Annotated in this window: 21 protein-coding genes and 1 tRNA gene; 10 read left to right on the top strand and 12 right to left on the bottom strand. The window is 53.1% G+C overall.

Annotated features, from left to right (window positions below; all coding sequences use genetic code 11):
• Positions 1-14: 14 nt before the first annotated feature.
• A complete protein-coding gene (locus KIH26_RS13380; protein ID WP_213446082.1) occupies positions 15-428 on the top strand; it encodes a MerR family transcriptional regulator in 414 nt (137 codons plus the stop codon).
• A 7-nt stretch (positions 429-435) separates the two neighbouring features.
• Here the strand turns inward: KIH26_RS13380 and KIH26_RS13375 are convergent, their stop codons facing one another.
• From KIH26_RS13375 to KIH26_RS13365, 3 genes are read right to left on the bottom strand one after another with little or no spacing between them, the layout of a single operon-like run.
• Positions 436-930: an Rv1443c family protein gene (locus tag KIH26_RS13375; RefSeq protein WP_213445964.1), complete on the bottom strand. Its 495-nt coding sequence runs from the start codon at positions 928-930 to the stop codon at positions 436-438.
• Complete coding sequence (locus tag KIH26_RS13370; RefSeq protein ID WP_213445962.1) at positions 927-1,325, bottom strand: DUF3703 domain-containing protein; 399 nt, start codon at positions 1,323-1,325, stop codon at positions 927-929. Before KIH26_RS13370 ends, KIH26_RS13375 begins: the two co-directional genes overlap by 4 nt.
• A complete protein-coding gene (locus tag KIH26_RS13365) occupies positions 1,306-1,947 on the bottom strand; it encodes a cation efflux transmembrane domain-containing protein (RefSeq protein WP_213445960.1) in 642 nt (213 codons plus the stop codon). Before KIH26_RS13365 ends, KIH26_RS13370 begins: the two co-directional genes overlap by 20 nt.
• Between KIH26_RS13365 and KIH26_RS13360 the strand changes: the two genes are divergently transcribed.
• From KIH26_RS13360 to KIH26_RS13350, 3 genes are all read left to right on the top strand, one after another.
• Positions 1,936-2,100, top strand: coding sequence for a hypothetical protein (locus KIH26_RS13360; RefSeq protein WP_213445958.1), 165 nt, complete (start codon positions 1,936-1,938; stop codon positions 2,098-2,100). The two genes, KIH26_RS13365 and KIH26_RS13360, sit on opposite strands and share 12 nt — an antisense overlap.
• Positions 2,101-2,164: 64 nt before the next feature.
• Positions 2,165-3,112: a cation diffusion facilitator family transporter gene (locus KIH26_RS13355; protein ID WP_213445956.1), complete on the top strand. Its 948-nt coding sequence runs from the start codon at positions 2,165-2,167 to the stop codon at positions 3,110-3,112.
• A gap of 156 nt (positions 3,113-3,268) precedes the next feature.
• Positions 3,269-3,661 (top strand): DUF4148 domain-containing protein, encoded by a 393-nt coding sequence (locus KIH26_RS13350; protein ID WP_213445954.1) that lies wholly within the window; start codon positions 3,269-3,271, stop codon positions 3,659-3,661.
• Positions 3,662-3,764: 103 nt separating this feature from the next.
• Here KIH26_RS13350 and KIH26_RS13345 read toward each other — a convergent pair whose 3' ends face one another.
• Both KIH26_RS13345 and KIH26_RS13340 read right to left on the bottom strand, forming a co-directional pair.
• Complete coding sequence (locus KIH26_RS13345) at positions 3,765-5,090, bottom strand: heavy metal sensor histidine kinase (protein WP_213445952.1); 1,326 nt, start codon at positions 5,088-5,090, stop codon at positions 3,765-3,767.
• Positions 5,090-5,797, bottom strand: a complete 708-nt coding sequence (locus KIH26_RS13340; RefSeq protein WP_213445950.1) for a heavy metal response regulator transcription factor — start codon at positions 5,795-5,797, stop codon at positions 5,090-5,092. The genes KIH26_RS13345 and KIH26_RS13340 overlap by 1 nt, the downstream gene beginning before the upstream one ends.
• Positions 5,798-5,954: 157 nt before the next feature.
• On the opposite strand from KIH26_RS13340, the gene KIH26_RS13335 reads away from it, so the two are divergent.
• Positions 5,955-6,290, top strand: a complete 336-nt coding sequence (locus KIH26_RS13335) for a DUF4148 domain-containing protein (RefSeq protein WP_213445948.1) — start codon at positions 5,955-5,957, stop codon at positions 6,288-6,290.
• A gap of 71 nt (positions 6,291-6,361) precedes the next feature.
• Here the strand turns inward: KIH26_RS13335 and KIH26_RS13330 are convergent, their stop codons facing one another.
• From KIH26_RS13330 to KIH26_RS13300, 7 genes are all read right to left on the bottom strand, one after another.
• Positions 6,362-6,736, bottom strand: coding sequence for a hypothetical protein (locus KIH26_RS13330; protein WP_213445946.1), 375 nt, complete (start codon positions 6,734-6,736; stop codon positions 6,362-6,364).
• 12 nt (positions 6,737-6,748) lie between these two features.
• Positions 6,749-7,102 carry a DUF3147 family protein gene (locus tag KIH26_RS13325; RefSeq protein WP_213445944.1) on the bottom strand — a complete coding sequence of 118 codons (354 nt, stop codon included), beginning with the start codon at positions 7,100-7,102 and terminating at the stop codon, positions 6,749-6,751.
• Between the two features lie 13 nt (positions 7,103-7,115).
• Entirely contained in the window at positions 7,116-10,229 is a 3,114-nt protein-coding gene (locus KIH26_RS13320) for an efflux RND transporter permease subunit (RefSeq protein ID WP_213445942.1), read from the bottom strand.
• A gap of 16 nt (positions 10,230-10,245) precedes the next feature.
• Entirely contained in the window at positions 10,246-11,931 is a 1,686-nt protein-coding gene (locus KIH26_RS17020; RefSeq protein WP_249661198.1) for an efflux RND transporter periplasmic adaptor subunit, read from the bottom strand.
• Positions 11,928-13,181: a TolC family protein gene (locus tag KIH26_RS13310; protein ID WP_213445940.1), complete on the bottom strand. Its 1,254-nt coding sequence runs from the start codon at positions 13,179-13,181 to the stop codon at positions 11,928-11,930. The genes KIH26_RS17020 and KIH26_RS13310 overlap by 4 nt, the downstream gene beginning before the upstream one ends.
• An 892-nt stretch (positions 13,182-14,073) precedes the next feature.
• Complete coding sequence (locus KIH26_RS13305; protein ID WP_213445938.1) at positions 14,074-14,733, bottom strand: helix-turn-helix transcriptional regulator; 660 nt, start codon at positions 14,731-14,733, stop codon at positions 14,074-14,076.
• A gap of 213 nt (positions 14,734-14,946) precedes the next feature.
• A tRNA-Ser gene (locus KIH26_RS13300) sits at positions 14,947-15,036 on the bottom strand.
• An 80-nt stretch (positions 15,037-15,116) separates the two neighbouring features.
• On the opposite strand from KIH26_RS13300, the gene serC reads away from it, so the two are divergent.
• From serC to accD, 5 genes are read left to right on the top strand one after another with little or no spacing between them, the layout of a single operon-like run.
• The gene (serC, locus tag KIH26_RS13295; RefSeq protein ID WP_213445936.1) at positions 15,117-16,199 is read left to right on the top strand and encodes a 3-phosphoserine/phosphohydroxythreonine transaminase; all 1,083 of its coding nucleotides are present in this window, start codon (positions 15,117-15,119) and stop codon (positions 16,197-16,199) included.
• Positions 16,192-16,923, top strand: a complete 732-nt coding sequence (locus KIH26_RS13290) for a phosphoribosylanthranilate isomerase (RefSeq protein ID WP_213445934.1) — start codon at positions 16,192-16,194, stop codon at positions 16,921-16,923. Before serC ends, KIH26_RS13290 begins: the two co-directional genes overlap by 8 nt.
• Positions 16,924-16,927: 4 nt before the next feature.
• Positions 16,928-18,196, top strand: coding sequence for a tryptophan synthase subunit beta (gene trpB, locus KIH26_RS13285; RefSeq protein WP_349627880.1), 1,269 nt, complete (start codon positions 16,928-16,930; stop codon positions 18,194-18,196).
• Positions 18,193-19,002 (top strand): tryptophan synthase subunit alpha, encoded by an 810-nt coding sequence (trpA, locus tag KIH26_RS13280; RefSeq protein WP_213445930.1) that lies wholly within the window; start codon positions 18,193-18,195, stop codon positions 19,000-19,002. Before trpB ends, trpA begins: the two co-directional genes overlap by 4 nt.
• Positions 19,003-19,021: 19 nt before the next feature.
• Positions 19,022-19,894: an acetyl-CoA carboxylase, carboxyltransferase subunit beta gene (gene accD / locus KIH26_RS13275; protein ID WP_213445927.1), complete on the top strand. Its 873-nt coding sequence runs from the start codon at positions 19,022-19,024 to the stop codon at positions 19,892-19,894.
• Positions 19,895-19,900: the final 6 nt, after the last annotated feature.

The following is a 19,900-nucleotide window of genomic DNA, read 5'->3' as shown; positions in this document are numbered from 1 at the left end:
TTGGTCAAATATTTATGAATCTCATGCCTACAGAAGCAATGACCATCGGCAAGTTAGCCAAATCGGCAGGCGTGGGTGTTGAAACCATTCGCTATTACCAACAGCGTGGCCTGCTTCCAGTGCCGGAAGCCTCCGGTTCTTATCGGTACTACCCGGTATCACTGGTCAGCCGCATTCGCTTTATCAAGCGGGCCCAAGAGCTGGGGTTTTCTTTGGACGAGGTGTCTGAATTGCTGTCGCTGGAGGATGGCCTTGATCGCGTTTCAATTAGACATATTGCAGGTCGGCGGCTCGATGAAATACAAGTCAAGTTGGCTGATTTGAACCGCATGAAAAAGGCGTTGACGCATCTCATCCATGAATGCGAACACACAGGAAAGGAGCAGCCGTGCCCAATAATTGCAACACTCGCTACAAATGGTCGCTGATTAGTGCTCAAGAGCCCGCGTTGCATTGTGGATGCTTTTTGTGCAGTAGGTACTTCTTCCAGCGCCGCTGCCGATGTGCGTAGAACGCTAAAGCAAAAAGAGCGCAGAACGGCGTGAAGACCAAGGGGAGATAACGCGCATGCACTTCAACTTCATCGACGTAAAGCGTTTGGTTATCACCCAGCGATTTTGTAGTTATCCAATGATCCCAGCGCTGCATCAATGTACCGCTTCCATCATCACGCAGCACGACGCTGCCATCTGACGCAAAGCCGTTGCTCGGGTTGCTAATACTGATCTGCTGACTGCCCACTGGCAAGATTCCAAAAAGACGAAAGCGAAACACATCACGACCGATTTCCCAGCGCTCAGGCCAAATACCACTCGCTGGCTGAAAGCTCAATATTGGCCAAGTGATGAAACGGAAACTCTCTGTGCCCCGTAACAGTTCTACAAATTCGTGGTGTGGGTAGTCATAAACACTGGTTAAGCGAATCTTCATTTGCTTTCTTTCACGAGAATGGCACGACTTTGCTCAATCAAGAGAGTCAAATGCACGGGTACAGGCATCGGGACTAACGCGCCGACTCTGCTGCTGCCCGGATTGCCAAGTGGCAGGCGTTGAAGCAGATGCCCCAACGGAACGAGGGCTAGACGTAGCAATTGCGCGAACACCTCGTGCCATGCACGCTCAGCCCAAGCGCGAGAGAGCATGTGTAGATGCACACGGCCATGGAGAACAAAGCGCGTTTGACCGACGATATGTGCTGCTTCCAACCAAGGCCATGCATCAGGTGAGTGCCGTGGCTCTTTCAAGGCTTGCTCTAAAAGCCAGACAACTTGTTTGTTGGCGGCAGATGGCCTGTTCATATGTTGGTCAGTGACTGTGCGCAGCATGCTTCTCTCCAGTAGCAAGCTCTTTGCGAGCTGATTTGAATACAGTGAAAGCGGAACTGATGGCCAATAGGCCCATGACACTGGCTACAACCAAATCTGGCCATGCGCTGGCAGTGCCAAACACGCCAAATGCAGCGAGGATAACTGCCATATTTGACAGGGCATCATTGCGTGAACACAGCCAAACGGATTGCATATTGGCATCGCCATTACGGTAGGCATAGAGCATTGCGGCAACACCGATGTTCACGCACAGTGCAGCAAAGCCTACGATGCCCATGGTGAGCGCCTCTGGCGGCACGCCAGTGCGAGCAGACCAAGCCGCTTTGCCCAAGACGAAGAGGCCAAAGCCCAGCATGCAAGCGGCTTTTAAAAGCGCCGCTTTGGCGCGTACAGCCAGCGCCATGGTGAGTACTGCGAGAGATACGCCGTAGTTCGCCGCATCCCCAAAGAAATCAATGGAATCGGCCAGCAAGGAGACCGAACCAGATGCCAAGCCAGCAGCAAGTTCTACGACAAACATCGCAAAATTGAGCGCAAGAGCGATCCAAAGAATCTTGCGGTAGCGCGGATCGGTGGCTTGGCTGCTGGTACAGCTATCGGAATGACAATGGGCGGACATAAAAATCGCTTTAAAAATGAAGATAATGAAGTAAAAACCTTAAAGCTACTTGAAGGTCAAGTGTTTGTCAAAAACCGAATTTCAGTAGGTACAATTGAAACCATAACTCTAGATGTGGGGCATCGGCTTAGCCTTGGAGCCGATGCTTCGTAACTCGACCTGTCCGTTGGGTGCTCTTAATGTATGCTCAGCATTCAAACACGAGGTCATAAAAATCATGGGTTCAGACCATACGCACGCCATTCCAGAAAACAAAAAAGAGACCACTTTGTGGATCGCGCTGGGATTAACCAGCACTTTTTTGATCGCTGAAGCCATTGCTGGCATCGTGCTCAACAGCTTGGCTTTGCTGGCCGATGCTGCGCATATGTTCACAGACGCTGCCGCGCTGGCCATTGCTTTGGCGGCTGTGAGGATTGCTAAGCGGCCTGCTGATGCGAAGCACACCTATGGCTATCACCGCTTTGAGATTTTGGCAGCCGCGTTCAATGCCATATTGCTTTTTGCTGTTGCCTTTTATATTTTGTTTGAAGCCTACCAGCGCTTTAGAAATCCTGCGCAAGTGCAGACAGTGGGCATGTTGGTGGTTGCGTCACTCGGCTTAATTATCAATTTGATCAGCATGCGCTTGCTCAGCGCAGACAAAGACAGCAGCTTGAACATCAAGGGTGCATACCTTGAAGTGTGGAGCGATATGCTGGGCTCTTTGGGCGTGATCATTGCTGCCATCGTGATCTATTTCACCGGCTGGATTTGGGTGGATTCCTTGGTGGCTGCCGCTATTGGCCTGTGGGTCTTGCCACGCACATGGGTCTTGCTCAAAGAAAGTTTGAATATTCTGCTTGAAGGCACGCCGGAGGGCTTGTCGCTCGATGATGTGTCTAAGGCGATCCTAGCGATACCTGGCATCACCAGCTTGCATGATCTGCATGTGTGGGTGCTGACCAGTGGAAAAAACAGCATGACAGTGCACGTCGTTCACGCAGCAGATACCCAGCCTGCTGTACTGATTGAAAAAATCCAACAAACTGTTGCTGAGCTCTTCAATGTTTTGCACACGACGATTCAATGCGAGTTGGTGGCCTGCGAACACAGCGAGGATGGCTGTAATTTTTCGCCCCAAAAAGCTGAAGAAAGCAATAGCCATCAGGGGCATCAGCACTGATTGCCGTATTGAGCTGAAAATAACAAACTTGTCATTCAAGTGCCATCTAACTGTCGCGCTACGTTCTCTACATTAACACTCATGACACAAACCTTGTGTCATCACAAAACTGATTCTCAGTGTGTGATTAGTGGTTATTTGTTAAAGGACATCATCATGACGATTCGTAAACTCTTGGCAACGACAGCAGCTGTTTCACTGGCTACGTTGGCATTCTCTGGCGCTGCCGTTGCAGACACCGTTTGGCACTCAAAAGGTGGCGATGCCGGTTACGTGTTTGTACCCGAGCATTTCAAATCCGACAAAACGCGCGCCCAAGTACAAGCTGAAGCCAAGCTGGCGCGTGATTTCGGTGCTGGCAAAGTGTCGCCCGATGGCTGGCGTTATGTTGGCGGTGAGCGCGGCTGGATCAATGAAGGCCACAAAATCGAGTACCGCGATGGCAAATGGGTTCATGTGGACGGTATTGACAAAACGACTGCAAAGCCCAGCCCCAAAATGACCCCAAAAGAAGAAGCTGAATACAAGAAGCTCTTCACGGGCGGTTGATCTAGAAAATGATTTTGGGCTGATCTTCCGAAACCAGTAAAAAAGCGGCACACCAGCCGCTTTTTTTACGCCCTAAATAGTGGCTTGTGCGAATCAGCACTCATTAACCTATTGGAAATTCAAAGCCGATTTCAAACACACCATTTTGATGCGATACGAATGTTTTACCCGCATGCATTTTTGCCACGGCGCTGACTATCGCCAAGCCCAATCCATGATGATCTCGTGGACTATCCATGGTTGTGGTTGCTCGAAAAAATCTTTCAAAGATTTTAGGTAAATCAGCCTCGCTGACATCTGAGCCAACATTGGTCACGCGAACACGCATCCAAGTCGGCAGTTCGGCATGCTTGTCTACCTTGATCAGAATCGTGGAGTGCTTGTCTGCATGGCGTATAGCGTTAGACACAAGATTGGAAAGCGCACGTTTGAACAAACCAGTATCCACATGCGCACCGCCATCACCTTGCACCAGCAAAGTTACATCAGCTTCTGCGGCGCTTGCTTCGTAATAATCGACCACAGATTGCGCCAGAACCGCCAAATTTTCAACCCAGACCGTGCGTGCCAGCGATCCGCTGTCTGCGCGCGACATGAAAAGCATGTCGTTCACGATAGCGGAGATGCGTTGCAATTCTTCTAAATTGGAAGCCAGATATTCTGTCTGCGCATCATCACGCGTACCGGAGCGAAGCGCCAGCTCGTGAGAGGCAATCAGGGTGGCAATTGGGTTTTTCAGCTCATGCGCCACATTGGCATTGAAGTCTTCCATTTGCACGTAGGATTGTTGCAGACGAGTGAGCAAGGCGTTGAATTGCGCTACCAAGCCTTGAATCTCCAAGGGCTGCACCGAGCTGTCCAGGCGCGCATCCAGATCAGATGCGGATATTCGCTGAGTTTGCTGTGTGAGCAAGCGCAGAGGTTTCAGTCCAGCGCGGCTGATCCAATAGCCCAGCGATGCCACGAGTGTGGAGCCGATCACTGCAACTGCAATTAGCAGCCAAGCAAACTTCTCTTTCAACTCACGATCTGCTTTGATGTCAAGCTGTAGATTCACTTCCACGCTGCCCCAGCTCTCAGTCGTAATAAAAGACTGGCCTCGTTTGAGCACTGCATTTTGCTGATAGACGCGCTCTTTCTCGTAGAGTTGAGTGCCTTGTGCAGCTCGCAAGCTCACGCTGAGTTCATCGTTGGAAAACAGCAAATCATCAAGCTTGTGAACCAATTCATCAGTGGATTTGTGTTTGTTGGCTTCCATCACCAAGTGCTGCACTACCGCCATGTTTTGTTGAAGCACGTTCTCTTGCTTGTTTTCCAGCGAGACAGCCAAAAAAATGTACACCACACTGCATAGCGCAGTCAGCGTGGTGACTGACAGAATAATTTGCCAAACGAGCAAGCGTTTGCTGAGGCTGCGAAAATCTGGCATTACTTTTTACTCGATTCGGCTTTGTTGTCGCGAGGCTCAAGCACGTATCCCATGCCGCGCACATTGTGAATCAAGGGTGAGTCAAAGCCATCTTCTACTTTCAGCCGCAGCCGCCTCACGGCAACCTCCACCACATTGGTATCACTGTCAAAATTCATATCCCAGACTTGCTGCGCCAGCTCTGTACGCGAGATCACTTCACCACTTCGCTGCATTAATACTGTGAGCAGTAAAAATTCTTTGGACGTGAGATCCAAACGCTTCTCGCCTCGAAAAACCTTGCGCTTGACAAAATCCAAACGCAAATCTGCCACCACATATTCGTTGCTGGTGGTTTGCTGGCGAGCCGGATCGCTGCGGCGAAGCAGGGCTTGGATGCGCGCCAGAAGCTCAGAGAACACGAAGGGCTTGACCAAGTAATCATCCGCGCCCATCGTGAGCCCTTTGACGCGATCTTCCACACTGCTGCGCGCAGTCAGCATCAACACCGGCAATTGATGGGTTTGCCGAAGCGCTGCCAATACGCCCATACCGTCAATGCCGGGAAGGTTGCCATCCAGCACCATTAAGTCGTAATGATTGGTCGTCACTTCATGCAGGCCATCGATACCATTGTGTACAGCATCGGCTTGGTAGCCTTCTTGTATCAAGCCTTGGCGCAGATAATTAGCCAGCTTTTTCTCATCTTCAACAATCAAAATTTTCATGGGAATTTCAAAGTCTTTTTGTTCAACCGAAAAATAACGAAATTGTCATTTTTCAGACGGCTGTTTGACGGCGTGAGAAGCATAAAGTTCATACCAGTGCGATGTTGCACGGGTCTTCAGCAAAAGCCAGAAGACATTTCATCAAATGGAGTTTTTCATGAAAGTTCGTTCTACTTTGTCCCTCGCCATCGTCGGTTTTGCCATGGCTTTGCCAGCCGTCAGCATGGCCTCTGGTGTTTACCATCCAGCTAATACTGATGCAGGTTTCACCACACACTGGGATCACTTCCAGAGCACCAAAACCCGCGCTCAAGTGCTGGCTGAACTGGATGCTGCTCGCAAAGATGGCTCAATCCGCTTCTTGAATCTGGGCATGGCTGTGCCTACAAAGGCGACAGAGCCTGCAAAAACCCGCGAGCAAGTTCGTCAAGAACTGCTTGGCATGAGTGCAACTGATAAGGCAGCTGCATTTCAATACAACGGCGCAAACTGATCGCTCAGTAACGCAACAAAAAAGCGGCAAGTATGCCGCTTTTTTTACGTCTGTCGTCTATTGCTGAATGCTTACTTCACTTCAAAGCGCACGGTAGTTGCGCTCTTTCCTGCGAGCGTGATCAAAGCAATTCCTTTGGTGCCTTTAGCCACCTTGAATGCGCCCTTGGCCTCGAATTTATCGCCAGCGGGTTGCAGCTCAACTTCGCTCTTTTCACTGCCGTTGAGCAGAGTCACTTTAGCTTTCGCGCCATCGAGCTTGGCAGATTTTCCGTGATCGCTCACGTAAATCTGCATCAGATCAGTCTTAGCCACGATTTCATAATCCATGTCTTTGACTTCGACAACAATGCCGCCGTGTTTGGCGCTGTGATCGTGCTTGTCACCAGCGGCATAGGCGATGCCAGACAGTGCCAGTGCAGCAGCGAGGATGAGAGATGTTTTCATGGTGTGTTCCTTTTAAGGGTTGGGGGAGGTTGAGAAAAAACGGAGTAATGCGGCTGTCGCGCCATAGAGCAACGCGGTCACAGCACATGAGGCTGACAGGGATGACCAAAACGACCATCCTTTGCCAATCAGAAAAGGTAAAAGTAGAAACAAAGCGAGGGATGGCAAGACCAGCCAGAAAATATCTCGCGAGAGCTGGCTGATGCTTTGCAAACTGGCTCCCTCGTGATGCATCCAGGCAAAAGCCAGCAGCGATGTGAGCGGCAAAGCCGCCAACAGCGCTGCCAGCCACAGGCTGCGTTTGGCCAGCTCAGATATCGCAACGATCAATGCTGCGCTGATTGCAAATTTGAGAACCAGATACATGGCGTACTCCTGATCAGAAAGCCTCATCGTTAGACGAATTGGCCAGAGCTTCCACAGCCTTTTGACCAAACACTTTGACCATCGCTGGCGTGAGGAATGAATCGAGCAATGTTGAGGTAATCAGGCCAGAGAAAATCACTACGGCCACGGGGTGCAAAATTTCTGTGCCCGGCATATCGGCTTCAAAAAGCAAAGGCGCAAGCGCTAAAGCTGCCACCAAAGCCGTCATGAGAACAGGCGTTAGCCGCTCCATAGAGCCGCGCATCAACATTGCATCGTTGAATTTCTCATTTTCAAAAGCGCAAAGATTCACGTAATGAGAAACTTTGAGAATACCGTTGCGAATGGCAATACCTGAGAGCGTGATGAAGCCCACCAAAGCCGCGACTGATAAAGGCTGGCCTGAAAGCCACAAGCCAATCACCGCGCCCACCAAAGCCAGCGGAATATTGGCCATGATGATGGCTGAGAGCACAGCAGAGCGATAGCGGGAATACAAAATCAGAAAGATCACCGCCACAGAAATGATGGAGAGCAAACCAATCAAACGCGAGGCATCTTCTTGCGCTTGGAATTGGCCGCCAATGGTGGTGAAATACCCCTCTGGCATTTTGGTGTCAGCCAAAATCGTGCGCAAATCAGCCACTACATCGCTCATGGCGCGGCCTTGGGTATTGGCTGCAATCACGATGCGGCGGCGGCCATCATCGCGGCTGATCTGATTGGGCCCGTCCGACTCCTCAACTGTGGCGAGTGTTGCCAGTGGTACGCGCCCCGCTGGTGTATCAATCATCAAGCCGCGCAGGCCGTCCATACCGCGCGCCGTATCGGGCAGGCGAATCACCAGATTGAAGCGTCGATTACCTTCTACCACTTGTGTGATGCGCTCACCATCGACCATCATTTGTAGCTCTTTGAGCAGCTTGGCAGGCGGCAAACCCACGGCAAGCGCTTTGTCGTAATGCACATTGATCTTGATTTGCGGCGTGAGCACCTGCTTTTCCACTTCCAAATCCACCACGCCGGGCACGGTGGAGAGCTTGACTCGCAGGCTTTCCGCTTGCGCACGCAGCGTATCCAGATCATCACCAAAAATCTTGATAGCGATTTGCGTGCGCACGCCAGAGAGCATGTGATCAATGCGGTGGCTGATGGGCTGCCCCAAGCCAATCGCTGCCGGCAGGCTAGCTAGTCGCGAGCGAATATCGGCATAGATAGTTTCAATACTTCGCTCACTGCGTTTGAGCTTTACATCTAGCTCAGACACATGTACACCTTCGGCATGCTCATCCAACTCAGCACGGCCAGATCGGCGACCCACATTTTCTACCTCAGGCACACCCGCAATCGCCTTTTCTGCAATCGCACCGATGCGCACCGATTCGCTAAGAGTAGTTCCGGGGTTGAGGCGGATGCCTACCAGTGCTACGCCTTCGTTAAAAGGTGGCAAAAATGTGGTGGCAAAAAACGGCACAGCAACTGCGGAGAGAGCAGCCGCTGTTGCGCCTGCGGCTAGCCATACGCGCGGCGCACGCAGCACAAAAGCCAGCGCAGCTTTGTAGCGGCCTTTGACCCAAGCTTGCACCCGCGTGTCGCCATGATCCAGATTTTTCATCTTCGGCAGAAGATAAAAAGCCATCACTGGCGTGAGCGTCACTGAGACGATCATCGAAGCCAGCAGCGAGACGATATACGCCACCGCCAACGGCTGCATCAAGCGGCCTTCAATGCCGGGCAAGAAAAACAAAGGAATCAGCACCAGCACGATGATCACTGTGGCGATCACAATGCCAGAGCGCACCTCCAGCGTGGCTTTAGCAATCAGCTCCAAAGGGCCGATGTGGGGCTTGTCTGTTGATTCGCGCTGCATCTTGAGGCGGCGTAGTACATTCTCCACACCCACCACCGCATCATCGACCAGCTCGCCAATGGCAATTGTCAAGCCACCCAGCGTCATGGTGTTGATGCCGAGGCCGAAGTAATTGAAGATCAGCAGCGTGATCGCCATAGAAATGGGAATGGCTGTGAGCGAGATGATGGTGGTGCGGGCGTTCTGCAAAAACAGATACAGGATCAGCGCCACGATCACGCCAGCGGCCATCAGCTTGCCTTGCAGCGTACTGATCGAGGTTTCGATGAAGGTGGCTTGGCGCATCGTCACCTGCGGCTGTCCCATGCCAGCGGGCAGGCCTTTGCTCAGCTCGGCCAAAGCCACCTCCACCTGCTTGGTGAGCTTCACGGTGTCTGCATCTGGCTGCTTTTGGATGCCCATGATCACCGCAGGTTTGCTGTTCAAGCCAGCATCGCCGCGCTTGATCGCTGGCGCGAACGTGACCTGCGCGACTTGCGCGAGCTGGATGGCTTGTGAATTGCGGAAGGCCACAGGTAGCTTTTGCAAATCTTCCAAGCGTGTGGTTTGCGCGATGTTCCGAATCAAGTATTCACGGCCATTCAGCTCCAAAAAGCCACCGCTAGAATTGCTAGAAAAGCCGCGCACAGCGGCTTCTATCTGCTCCAGTGTGATGCCCAAGGCGGCCATCCGTGCTGTATCAGGCTGCACTTGGTATTGGCGCACTTCGCCGCCGATAGGAATCACCTGCGCGATGCCGGGAATCGTGAGCAAGCGAGGCCTCATCAAAAAATCAGCAAACTCGCGCACAGCCATCGGCGTGGTCTTGCTGGTGTCCACAGGCATTGCCACGAGCATGATTTCGCCCATGATGGAACTGATCGGGCCCATGCCCACATGCTCCACATCGCTGGGTAATTGCTCGCGCACAGAAGATAGCCGCTCGCCGACCATTTGACGAGCGCGGAAAATATCCGTCTTCCAGTCAAACGTCACATATACAAAGGCCAAGCCCACGCTGGAGACAGAGCGAACACTCTCCACACCGGGCATACCGCTCATGGCGGTTTCCAGCGGCAAAGTAATGCGTTGCTCCACTTCTTCGGGAGCCATGCCGCCGGCTTCGGCTTGCAGCGTGACGGTGGGTTTGTTGAGGTCAGGGAACACATCCACTGGCATTTTGACGAGCGACAGCGCCCCAAAAATCAAAAGCACAGCGGCCAGAATCATCACCATGAGCCGATTGCCCATGGCGGAATGCACAAGTTTGTCAAACATAGATGGCTTTCTCTGTTCAACGCACTTGATTGAGCAAGGCTGCGCCTTGCGTGACTACACGTTCATCTGCTTTGAGGCCATCGACCACCGTGACGCGGCCACCATCAAGCGCCTGCCAGCGCACGGTGCGAGCCGCAAACTGCTCTTCGCCGGTATGCACCCACACGATGTCTTGGTTGCTGGGGTTTTTCACGACTGCCGCATTGGGCACGATGAAACCCTGAGTTTGTGATTTGGTATGCACGATCACTTTGACGGGTTGCCCCACGGCCAATGGCAAGGCCGTTGCGCCTGTGGTGCGAAATTGCAAGGGAATCGCACCCTCACGCAACATACGCCCCGCACCACTGAAGCGCAGCGCAGCATTTTGGTTTTGTGGCAAGGCCAAATTCGCTGATGCGATATTGCTCAAGATGCTGGCATCAAAGGCCGTGGCTTCCACCATCAACCGCGCAGGGTCAATGATTTCAAACAATACTTCACGCGCGTCAACCACTTGTCCGGCCACCACATTGCTGGCCGCGATCACGCCAGAGACGGGCGCAACCAAGCTTTCCACCGTCGATACGCTCGGCGCAACAAGCGCAGCGCGTTGAGAGAGGCTTTGCACTTCAGCGCGCGCTGCTTCAATGTCTTTTTGCGGTACTGTGCCTTCTAGCTGCTCAAGGCGAGCCAAGCGCTTGCGAGCAAGCTCTAGACTGCTACGCAGCTCAGCGCTTTGCGCACCTTGGTTAGCACGCTCAATCGCACTCACAGTAGGGCGCACGATAGCCAAAACCTCGCCTTTACGCACGGCTTGACCCAGCGTGGGCAAGCCACGTGCTCCAGCCTCAACCCGGCCAGCTTGTGTGGGCTGCACTTTGCCGCCAGCATTCGGATCAGCCACCACACGGCCTAGCAGCTCAACGGTTTGCGGCGCAGATTCTTGCTTAACTGGTATGGTGCGCACCAACAATTGGCGCTGGCTGGGCTTGGGTAGAAATACGCTGCCATCAGGCAAGCGCTTGGGCGCATTGCTGCTGGCCGCTGGCGCAGCATCGCCGTGGTCATGGCCGGGACCGGCGATGGCGCTCTGGGGTACTTGTATCATCGCGATGAACATCGCACCCGTTGCAATGGCCGATAAGGTGACGATTTTCCTGCGCCGCTGCCAGCGCCAAGCAAGCAGAGCGACGAATACTGCACCAATGGCAGCAGCGGCATAACCTGCATAGGCCAACCATGAGGTTGTGTGAGCATGATCGTGAGCCTGTCCAGCGTCTGAGACAGTTGCGCCAATTTTCAGCTCGCCAGCGAGCAAATCCGTGTCTTTACCTGCTGTCACTGTAAAGCTCAAAGCATACGCACCCGGCTTTTCCAGTAAGTCGTTGGTCACGCTGAATGTTCCGTCTGCCTCGGCTTTAGCAATGAGCTTGATCGGAGATTTATCCTGTGTAATTTCTAACTCGATTTGAGCTTGTGTGATCGGCTCGTTGGTGCTGAAACGATCCAGATAGATCGTCATCTTGTTGTGATCAACGATCCCAACAAGCTCAAACAAATCAGAATGCGTACTCACGCGCGGAGAGGCCGCGCCAGTAGCAGTGGGCGCTTCATCGCCGTGGTCATGACCGGGGCCAGCTTGCGTAGATAGGCTGAGAGCTGCCAAGAATGTTATTGCGCAGATGCGCAGTGTGTTGGTGAGAGAGGAGAAGCGTTTCATGGCAGAAGCCCTAAGCTGTGTTGCAGTTGCGATTGAGCACGTTGGAGTTGAAGCTGAGCACGGCTCAGTGCCAAATCAGCATCGAATTTTTCGTTGTCTGCGCGCAGGCGAGTGACCAGATCACTCTCACCCAAACGGAAGGCTTTGGCGTACAAGCTTTGCGCTTCGGTAGCGAGCTTGGCGCGCTGCTCGGCAAGAGCTAGGGCGCGTTGAGCAGAAGCCACTTGCGCGCGCGCTGTACTTTGCTCAGCTTGCAATTGGCGCTCTGTGACTTGAAGAGCATTTTGCGCTTCATCCAATTCAGCGCGCGCTGCGGCTGCTTTGGCTGTATTGCGGCTGGCACTACCCAAAGGGATGCGCACTGCGAATTGCATGCTGGTTTCATTCGGGTTCCCTCTCGCGGATCGCTCGCGCGTAGCGGTGATGCCCACTTCCATCGGGTCGCGCGAATCTGCCAGCGTGGTGGCGAGCTTGGCCTGCACTGCATTCACCGTGGCTTGCGCTTCCTGCAATTGCGGGTGGTTGCTTAGGTCGCTGGTTTGCGCAGAGAATGCGTTAGGCAATGGTACTGGTGTTGTTGTCAAACCCGTCAAGGTCTGCCATTGGCTTTGCAGCGCAACCAGCTCCGTTTGTGCCGCTTCAAGCTGCCCTTGCGCGAGCGTTACAGCACTTTGCGCCATGAGGTTGTCAACACGCGCCACATCGCCAACGCGCACACGCTTGGCTACATCGTCGGCTAGGCTCTTCGCCTCTGAGACTTTGCGCTTGGCAAGCTGCTGATCCGATTGTGCCAAAGCAAAGCGCGCGGACAGCTCGCGTAGCTCGCCGGCGAGCTTGAGCTTGGCCGCTTGCCCCGAAAGCAAAAAGCGCTGCTCATCGCGCTCGATTTGGCTTTGTGTGGCGGAGCGCAGGCCAGCATTCCACAGCGGCGCGCTGATTTCCACTTCTAGGCCACGCAAGCCATTATTGCTGCCTATGCGATCTGTGCTGTGTGCCAAACCGATGGTGGGCGCAGCCGATGTTAAACCTTGAGTTTGCAGCTTGCGCCCGGCCAGCTCAGCGCGTCGGTTAGCCTCGCTTTGAAGCCAAGGATGACGTTGCCAAGCCGATTCAAGTGCTTCGCTAAAGCTTATGTTTTGAGTAGCGGTATTAGAGGGAGAGGTTGCGCTTGCCTGAGCTGCTATAGATATGCTGATAACTGCTAAGCCAAGTAAACAACCCCATGCTTTGAAATGGAGTATTGAGTTCATCTGATCAGGGGCACAAAGCCCATGCGTGAAGAAAAAATGACGAAGCTGCTCTTCGCAGCAAAAATCGTCAAAGACGCTTTGAAATCAGACGGTTGCCCACTTGGGGCGTTCAATACTTGCGATTAAATCAGTAGGGTCAACAGCCACTGCACTCAAGTGAAAAACTTGGCTCGGGGAGTCTACAGACGCTGACACACGTGTTTGCAGTAAGGGGGTGAGGTGAGATGCAGCGCAATGATGATGCTCAGCACCGCATTCGGCCTGTTCAACGCTGGCTTTATGATCGGATGAATGAGCCAAGTGCGCATCATATGATGCAACACCCTCTGAATGAGAATGATGGTGCTCATGCGGTGTGTACTGCGCATACGAAGCAAGCGCAACCGAAGCCATTTGCACGCATAGTGCAATTAGCAGAAGGGTGCGCCACATTTTTCTCATGCAGTAATTCTATGCGATAGCCATTTGTAAGATGACTTGCGATGCCTAAACGCCTTCATTTGTAGGGATTTAATACCCAGCGTTCAGTTTGCCGGGTGATGCACACGACTTCACCAACAATCAGGATCACTACGGTACTGCTCGCGGTAAGCGGTAATTAGAGCCGCGACCTGTGTGCGTAACTCGTGCGGTATCCTCATAGTGGCACTTGTTTTTGAGGGTCTATGCCGCCGAGTAGCAGCAATTGCTTTTTGTTCTGTTGAGGCTACTGCGGGCTGCGATTTTTGAAGCGATTGCTGTGACTGCAACGGCATGGCTGTCACAGCGCTGTGATGGCGGTTTTTGGTGGCTTTGACGTTCGTTGTTTTCACATGCTTCTCCGATGTTTGGTGGAACATGTGATGAAATTAGATTAGTGATCAGCAAACAACTGCACTCATGTTCCCTGCGCCTAGTCCTTCTTTTTGCTGCGTTTTGTTTTTGGTTTGGGTTCAGCAGTCTTGGCTTGGTACTCAAGCAATGTCGAATGCTTCCAATACGCACCACCACCGGGCTTTGTGTAGGGTGCTGGAAATGTTCCGGCTTTGATCTTCTTGTACAGATTGCCCTCGGATTGGCCGATGAAGTACGAGACGTATTTCATCCGCACCTCTGGATCGTGTTCAAGTTTCAGTAGGGCATTAACGCGAACAATCTCATCTTTAAGCAACACATCGCCGCTGGGCTTCTTGCCGCCTCTGATCTTCTTGGCAGGCGTCGCAGCCGTAGCTTCGCTAGCCTCAGCCTTTCGAGCCGCTGGCCAACCAAGCTGTCGCGTGACATTGGTGACCAATTCCCGAGCTACTACTTGCCCAACGACGCGCAATCGTTCGTCTGTACTGGTGATGACGGTGAATCGCTGGTCGGACTCTGCCTTGGTGTAGTTTGGTGAAGTTTTGAGGGCAACCAATGCCACTTTGGTTTTACCAACAGTTGGCTTCTTCGGTGTTGATGCCGCATACAACGTGCCACTAACGAGCAGCGCCTCTTTGTCACTGCGCAAACGCAGCAAGCCCTCGCCATTCTGTCCAAGATACTTGTAGGTGGTTTTTGCTGCACTGACTTTTGTCATTTGGTCTCCTTGACAGCACACACTGCCACACATTATTTTCGCTCATGGCCTTGAGTCACTTTCGCTACGCTGTGCAGGCGTAATGCTCGCATGTTCTCGCATTTCATCTCTTGCTATCGCAATGAGAAATGCATAACGAAATGCATATTGGAAACAAAAAATCCACCGAGCGGTGGATTTTTTTAACTGAATCAACGAGTTACGAAAATTCAGTGGCGGAGAGGGCGGGATTCGAACCCGCGGTAAGTTTGACCCTACGCACGCTTTCCAGGCGTGTGACTTAAACCGCTCATCCACCTCTCCTGAAGCCGGTGCGATTTGTTCAGACTGTATTGTAATGCACGGCGATAATGTCAAATGTAGATAAAGATAAGGAATTTTCGATGCCTCGTGTTCATAATTTCAGTGCCGGCCCGGCCATGTTGCCGCAAGAAGTCTTGCAAATAGCCTCAGAAGAAATGCTGGATTGGCAAGGCAGTGGCATGAGCGTGATGGAGATGAGTCACCGGGGGCCGGAATTCATTGGAATTTATGAGCGGGCCGTGGCGGATTTACGCTCTTTGTTGGCAATTCCTGAAAATTACAAAGTGATCTTTCTGCAAGGCGGCGGCTTGGGGGAGAACGCGATTGTGCCGATGAACATGTTGCGCGGGAAAAGCGAAATTGATTTCGTCGTTACGGGCACCTGGAGTGAAAAATCAGCGCAGGAAGCAGCGAAGTTTGCCAAGGTGAATATTGCCGCCTCAGCTAAAGCGGATGGTTTCACACATATTCCGGCCGTTTCCAGCTGGAAGCAAAGCGCAAACGCAGCCTACTTGCACATCTGCCAGAACGAAACGATAGATGGCGTTGAATTTCAAGGCACACCTGACATCGGCAACCAAATTTTGGTGAGCGATGTGTCGTCGATGATCCTCTCGCGCCCGATGGACGTGAGCAAATACGGCCTCATTTTCGGTGGTGCTCAGAAAAATATTGGGCCTGCAGGCCTCACCATTGTGATCGTGCGCGAAGATTTGCTGGGAGGTGCGCTGGCTTACACGCCAGACGTATTCAATTACGCGGTGCAAGGCAAGGCCGATTCGATGTACAACACACCGCCGACTTATGCGATTTATATTGCTGGCCTGGTGTTTCAGTGGTTGAAAAAACGTGGTGGCTTGGCTGCGATGCAAGCTCACAACGCGACGAAAGCCTCCCTACTCTATGACGCACTCGATGCTTCAGACTTCTACAAAACCAAAGTGCAAAAGGCATTCCGCTCGCGCATGAATGTGCCCTTCTTTTTGCCCGATGAGAAGCTCTACGTACCTTTCTTGAAGGGAGCAGATGAGCGCGGCCTCCTCCAACTCAAAGGTCACCGCAGCGTCGGTGGATTGCGGGCGAGCATCTATAACGCTATGCCGCTTGAGGGTGTGCAGGCGCTGGTAAGCTATTTGGCGGAGTTTGAGAAATCTCATGGCTGATGCCTTGAAAGCCCCCTCCAGCCCCGTTCATCGCACGCGGATCAAAATTTGTGGTCTCACGCGTGAGGCAGATGTGGATGCAGCTGTCCACGCAGGCGCGGATGCGATTGGTTTTGTGTTGTATGCCAAGAGCCCACGTGCGGTGAGCTACGCGCGGGCGTGCGAGCTCGCTCAACGGCTGCCTGCGTTCGTCACGCCTGTGCTGTTGTACGTGAATGAAGATACTACTAATTTGATAGCACTTCGCGCAGATTCTATGCCGGCTAGACCTCGATTTTTATTACAATTTCATGGTGATGAAAGTCCTCAGCAATGTTTAGCAGCGGGTCAGGCCTTCATGCGCGCAGCACGAATCCCCGTGGCTAGCGCCGCTTCGTTTGACTTGGTAAAATTCTGTGCAGACTACGCCGCTGCGCAAGCCATTTTGGTCGATGCTGATTCTGAAGGGTTCGGAGGTAGCGGCAAGTCTTTTGATTGGAAAGCTCAACCGTGGTCACATCCACAAATAAACGCAAGCTCTCGGATCGTTTTGTCTGGTGGGCTCACCGCACAAAACGTGATTGACGGCATCACGCTGGTGCGGCCTTGGGCCGTGGACGTGAGCTCGGGTGTTGAGTTGGATGCTCCAAATGGGGGCACTCAGAAAGGTCTCAAAGACCCGAAAAAGATCATCGATTTCATTGCCGCCGTGCGCCGCGCCGATGAGATCCTTTCCAAGAGTTAAAGCTGTGAAACCTTATGCATACCCCGACCAAAATGGTCACTTCGGCAAATACGGCGGCAATTTCGTCTCCGAAACTTTGTCCCATGCGATTGAAGAGCTGAAAGAGGCCTACGCGCATTATCAAAACGACCCTGAATTCATTCGTGAATTCAACTACGAGCTGGCGCATTTCGTTGGCCGCCCTTCCCCGATTTATCATGCAGCTCGCATGAGCCGTGAAATGGGTGGTGCACAAATCTACTTGAAGCGTGAGGATTTGAATCACACTGGCGCACACAAGGTCAACAACACGATTGGCCAAGCCCTGCTCGCCAAGCGCATGGGCAAGCCTCGTGTGATCGCTGAGACAGGCGCTGGCCAGCACGGCGTGGCCACAGCCACGATCTGCGCACGTTACGGCCTAGAATGCGTGGTCTACATGGGCTCTGTGGATGTGAAGCGCCAATCACCCAACGTCTACCGCATGAAGCTCTTGGGCGCAACTGTGATCCCAGTCGAATCAGGCAGCAAAACCCTCAAAGACGCTTTGAATGAAGCGATGCGCGACTGGGTGGCGAACGTGGACAATACCTTCTACATCATCGGCACGGTGGCCGGCCCGCATCCTTATCCCATGATGGTGCGCGATTTCCAGAGCATCATTGGCAAGGAATGCATTGAGCAAATGCCTAAGCATTTAGGTAGTGACAAACAGCCTGATGCCGTGATCGCTTGCGTGGGCGGCGGCAGCAATGCGATGGGGATTTTTCATCCCTATATTCCGTTTGAAAACACACGCCTGATTGGCGTGGAGGCGGCCGGCGAAGGCTTGGACAGCGGCAAACACAGCGCTTCAATCCAGCGCGGCCAGCCAGGCGTGTTGCACGGCAACCGCACCTATGTGCTACAAGACGATAACGGCCAAATCATTGAAACGCATTCCGTGAGCGCTGGTTTGGACTACCCCGGCGTGGGGCCTGAGCATGCATGGTTATCTGACACGAAGCGCGCAGAATATGTCGGCATCACAGACAAAGAGGCTCTGGACGCTTTTCATTACCTCTGCCGCACCGAAGGCATCATTCCTGCGCTGGAATCCAGTCATGCAGTGGCACAAGCGATGAAGATGGCGAAAACCATGCGCCCGGATCAATCCATTCTCGTGAACCTCTCTGGTCGAGGTGACAAAGACATTGGCACGGTGGCTGATCTCTCAGGTGCAGACTTTTATTGCCGCCCATCCTGCCGAGGTGAATCCGTCAAAGGCGGTCAGGTTGTGGAGTTCAAGCGATGAGCAGAATTTCCTCATGTATGGCCGCTTTGAAAGCGCAAAACCGCCAGGCGCTGATTCCCTACGTCACAGCCGGCTTTCCCTATCGCGATATCACGCCTGATTTGATGCATGCCATGGTCGGTGCAGGAGCCGACATCATTGAGCTGGGTGTGCCCTTCTCTGATCCATCCGCAGACGGCCCCGTGATCCAAAAAGCTGGCGATCGCGCGTTGGCACTGGGCATCGGTATGACGCAAGTGCTGGATATGGTCAAGACCTTCCGCGCCAAGGATGCGAGTACACCCGTTGTGCTCATGGGCTATGCCAATCCGGTGGAGCGCTATGACCTCAAACACGGCGAAGACGCCTTCATCCGCGACGCGTCGGCAGCGGGCGTGGATGGCGTGCTAATCGTCGACTACCCCCCGGAAGAATGCACCGAGTTTGCCAGCAAGCTCAAAGCCAATGGCTTGGATTTAATCTTCCTCCTCGCCCCTACCTCCACCGAAAAGCGCATGAAGCTCGTCGGCGAGCTCGCCAGCGGCTATGTGTATTACGTCTCGCTCAAAGGTGTGACGGGTTCTGGCGCCTTGGATACTGACGCGGTAGCGCAAGCCGTGCCACGCATCAAGCAGTTCGTGAATGTGCCCGTTGGCGTAGGCTTTGGCATCCGAGATGCAGCATCGGCGAAAGCAGTCGCCGCCGTGAGCGATGCGGTGGTGATCGGCAGCCGCTTGATTCAGCTGATCGAGGATCAGCCGCATGAAAAAGTGGCATCCGCAGCTGCTCAATTTTTACGCGATATCCGTAGTGCGCTAGACTCTTGAAACACCTTTGGAGACTGATATGTCTTGGCTAGAAAAACTCCTGCCCCCTAAGATCGAGCAAACTGATCCCAACGAACGCCGCAGCATTCCTGAAGGTCTGTGGACGAAATGCCCAAGCTGCGAAACTGTGCTTTTCAAAACCGATTTAGAGCACAGCCTGATGGTCTGTCCCAAATGCAGCCACCATCACCGTATCTCAGCACGCGCCCGCCTGGATGGCCTGCTCGATCCAGAGGGTCGATACGATATTGGTCAAGAAGTCATCCCCGTGGATGCGCTCAAATTCAAAGACAGCCGTAAGTACCCGGAGCGTTTAAAAGCAGCCATGGAAGAAACCGGCGAAACCGATGCGCTGATCGTCAAGGGTGGCGCAATCCATAGCTTAGAAGTCGTCGTGGCTTGCTTCGAATTTGATTTCATGGGTGGCTCCATGGGCTCAGTGGTCGGTGAGCGTTTTGTGCGCGGCGTGGAAACCGCTATCGAGCAAAAAGTGCCCTTTATTTGCTTTACGGCTACGGGTGGCGCGCGTATGCAAGAAGGCCTTCTCTCACTTATGCAGATGGCCAAAACCAACTCTGCACTGACGCGCTTGGCCAAAAAAGGGCTGCCCTACATCAGCGTGCTCACCGACCCAACCATGGGTGGTGTCAGTGCTGGTTTTGCCTTTGTAGGCGATGTGGTGATTGCTGAGCCTAAAGCTCTGATCGGCTTTGCCGGTCCCCGAGTGATTGAAAACACTGTACGCCAGACCTTGCCGGAGGGCTTCCAGCGCGCTGAATTCCTTGTGGAGAAGGGCGCTGTCGACTTCATCTGCGATCGCCGCGAGCTGCGCGCGAAAATCGCTTCCGTTTTGGCTATGCTGCAGCGCCAGCCCGCAGAAGCTGTTTCCTAAGCCTTG

The organism is Variovorax sp. PCZ-1 (assembly GCF_018413605.1).
Lineage (GTDB): Bacteria > Pseudomonadota > Gammaproteobacteria > Burkholderiales > Burkholderiaceae_C > JANMDU01.
Note: the sequence above shows the minus strand (reverse complement) of the source record. Positions and strands in the feature narration are given on the sequence as shown.

Coding starts and splice junctions, on each gene's coding strand:
- KIH26_RS13380 (WP_213446082.1), top strand. CDS start 15: ATGAATCTCATGCCTACAGAAGCAATGACCATCGGCAAGTTAGCCAAA.
- KIH26_RS13375 (WP_213445964.1), bottom strand. CDS start 930: ATGAAGATTCGCTTAACCAGTGTTTATGACTACCCACACCACGAATTT.
- KIH26_RS13370 (WP_213445962.1), bottom strand. CDS start 1,325: ATGCTGCGCACAGTCACTGACCAACATATGAACAGGCCATCTGCCGCC.
- KIH26_RS13360 (WP_213445958.1), top strand. CDS start 1,936: ATGGGCGGACATAAAAATCGCTTTAAAAATGAAGATAATGAAGTAAAA.
- KIH26_RS13365 (WP_213445960.1), bottom strand. CDS start 1,947: ATGTCCGCCCATTGTCATTCCGATAGCTGTACCAGCAGCCAAGCCACC.
- KIH26_RS13355 (WP_213445956.1), top strand. CDS start 2,165: ATGGGTTCAGACCATACGCACGCCATTCCAGAAAACAAAAAAGAGACC.
- KIH26_RS13350 (WP_213445954.1), top strand. CDS start 3,269: ATGACGATTCGTAAACTCTTGGCAACGACAGCAGCTGTTTCACTGGCT.
- KIH26_RS13345 (WP_213445952.1), bottom strand. CDS start 5,090: ATGCCAGATTTTCGCAGCCTCAGCAAACGCTTGCTCGTTTGGCAAATT.
- KIH26_RS13340 (WP_213445950.1), bottom strand. CDS start 5,797: ATGAAAATTTTGATTGTTGAAGATGAGAAAAAGCTGGCTAATTATCTG.
- KIH26_RS13335 (WP_213445948.1), top strand. CDS start 5,955: ATGAAAGTTCGTTCTACTTTGTCCCTCGCCATCGTCGGTTTTGCCATG.
- KIH26_RS13330 (WP_213445946.1), bottom strand. CDS start 6,736: ATGAAAACATCTCTCATCCTCGCTGCTGCACTGGCACTGTCTGGCATC.
- KIH26_RS13325 (WP_213445944.1), bottom strand. CDS start 7,102: ATGTATCTGGTTCTCAAATTTGCAATCAGCGCAGCATTGATCGTTGCG.
- KIH26_RS13320 (WP_213445942.1), bottom strand. CDS start 10,229: ATGTTTGACAAACTTGTGCATTCCGCCATGGGCAATCGGCTCATGGTG.
- KIH26_RS17020 (WP_249661198.1), bottom strand. CDS start 11,931: ATGAAACGCTTCTCCTCTCTCACCAACACACTGCGCATCTGCGCAATA.
- KIH26_RS13310 (WP_213445940.1), bottom strand. CDS start 13,181: ATGAACTCAATACTCCATTTCAAAGCATGGGGTTGTTTACTTGGCTTA.
- KIH26_RS13305 (WP_213445938.1), bottom strand. CDS start 14,733: ATGACAAAAGTCAGTGCAGCAAAAACCACCTACAAGTATCTTGGACAG.
- serC (WP_213445936.1), top strand. CDS start 15,117: ATGCCTCGTGTTCATAATTTCAGTGCCGGCCCGGCCATGTTGCCGCAA.
- KIH26_RS13290 (WP_213445934.1), top strand. CDS start 16,192: ATGGCTGATGCCTTGAAAGCCCCCTCCAGCCCCGTTCATCGCACGCGG.
- trpA (WP_213445930.1), top strand. CDS start 18,193: ATGAGCAGAATTTCCTCATGTATGGCCGCTTTGAAAGCGCAAAACCGC.
- accD (WP_213445927.1), top strand. CDS start 19,022: ATGTCTTGGCTAGAAAAACTCCTGCCCCCTAAGATCGAGCAAACTGAT.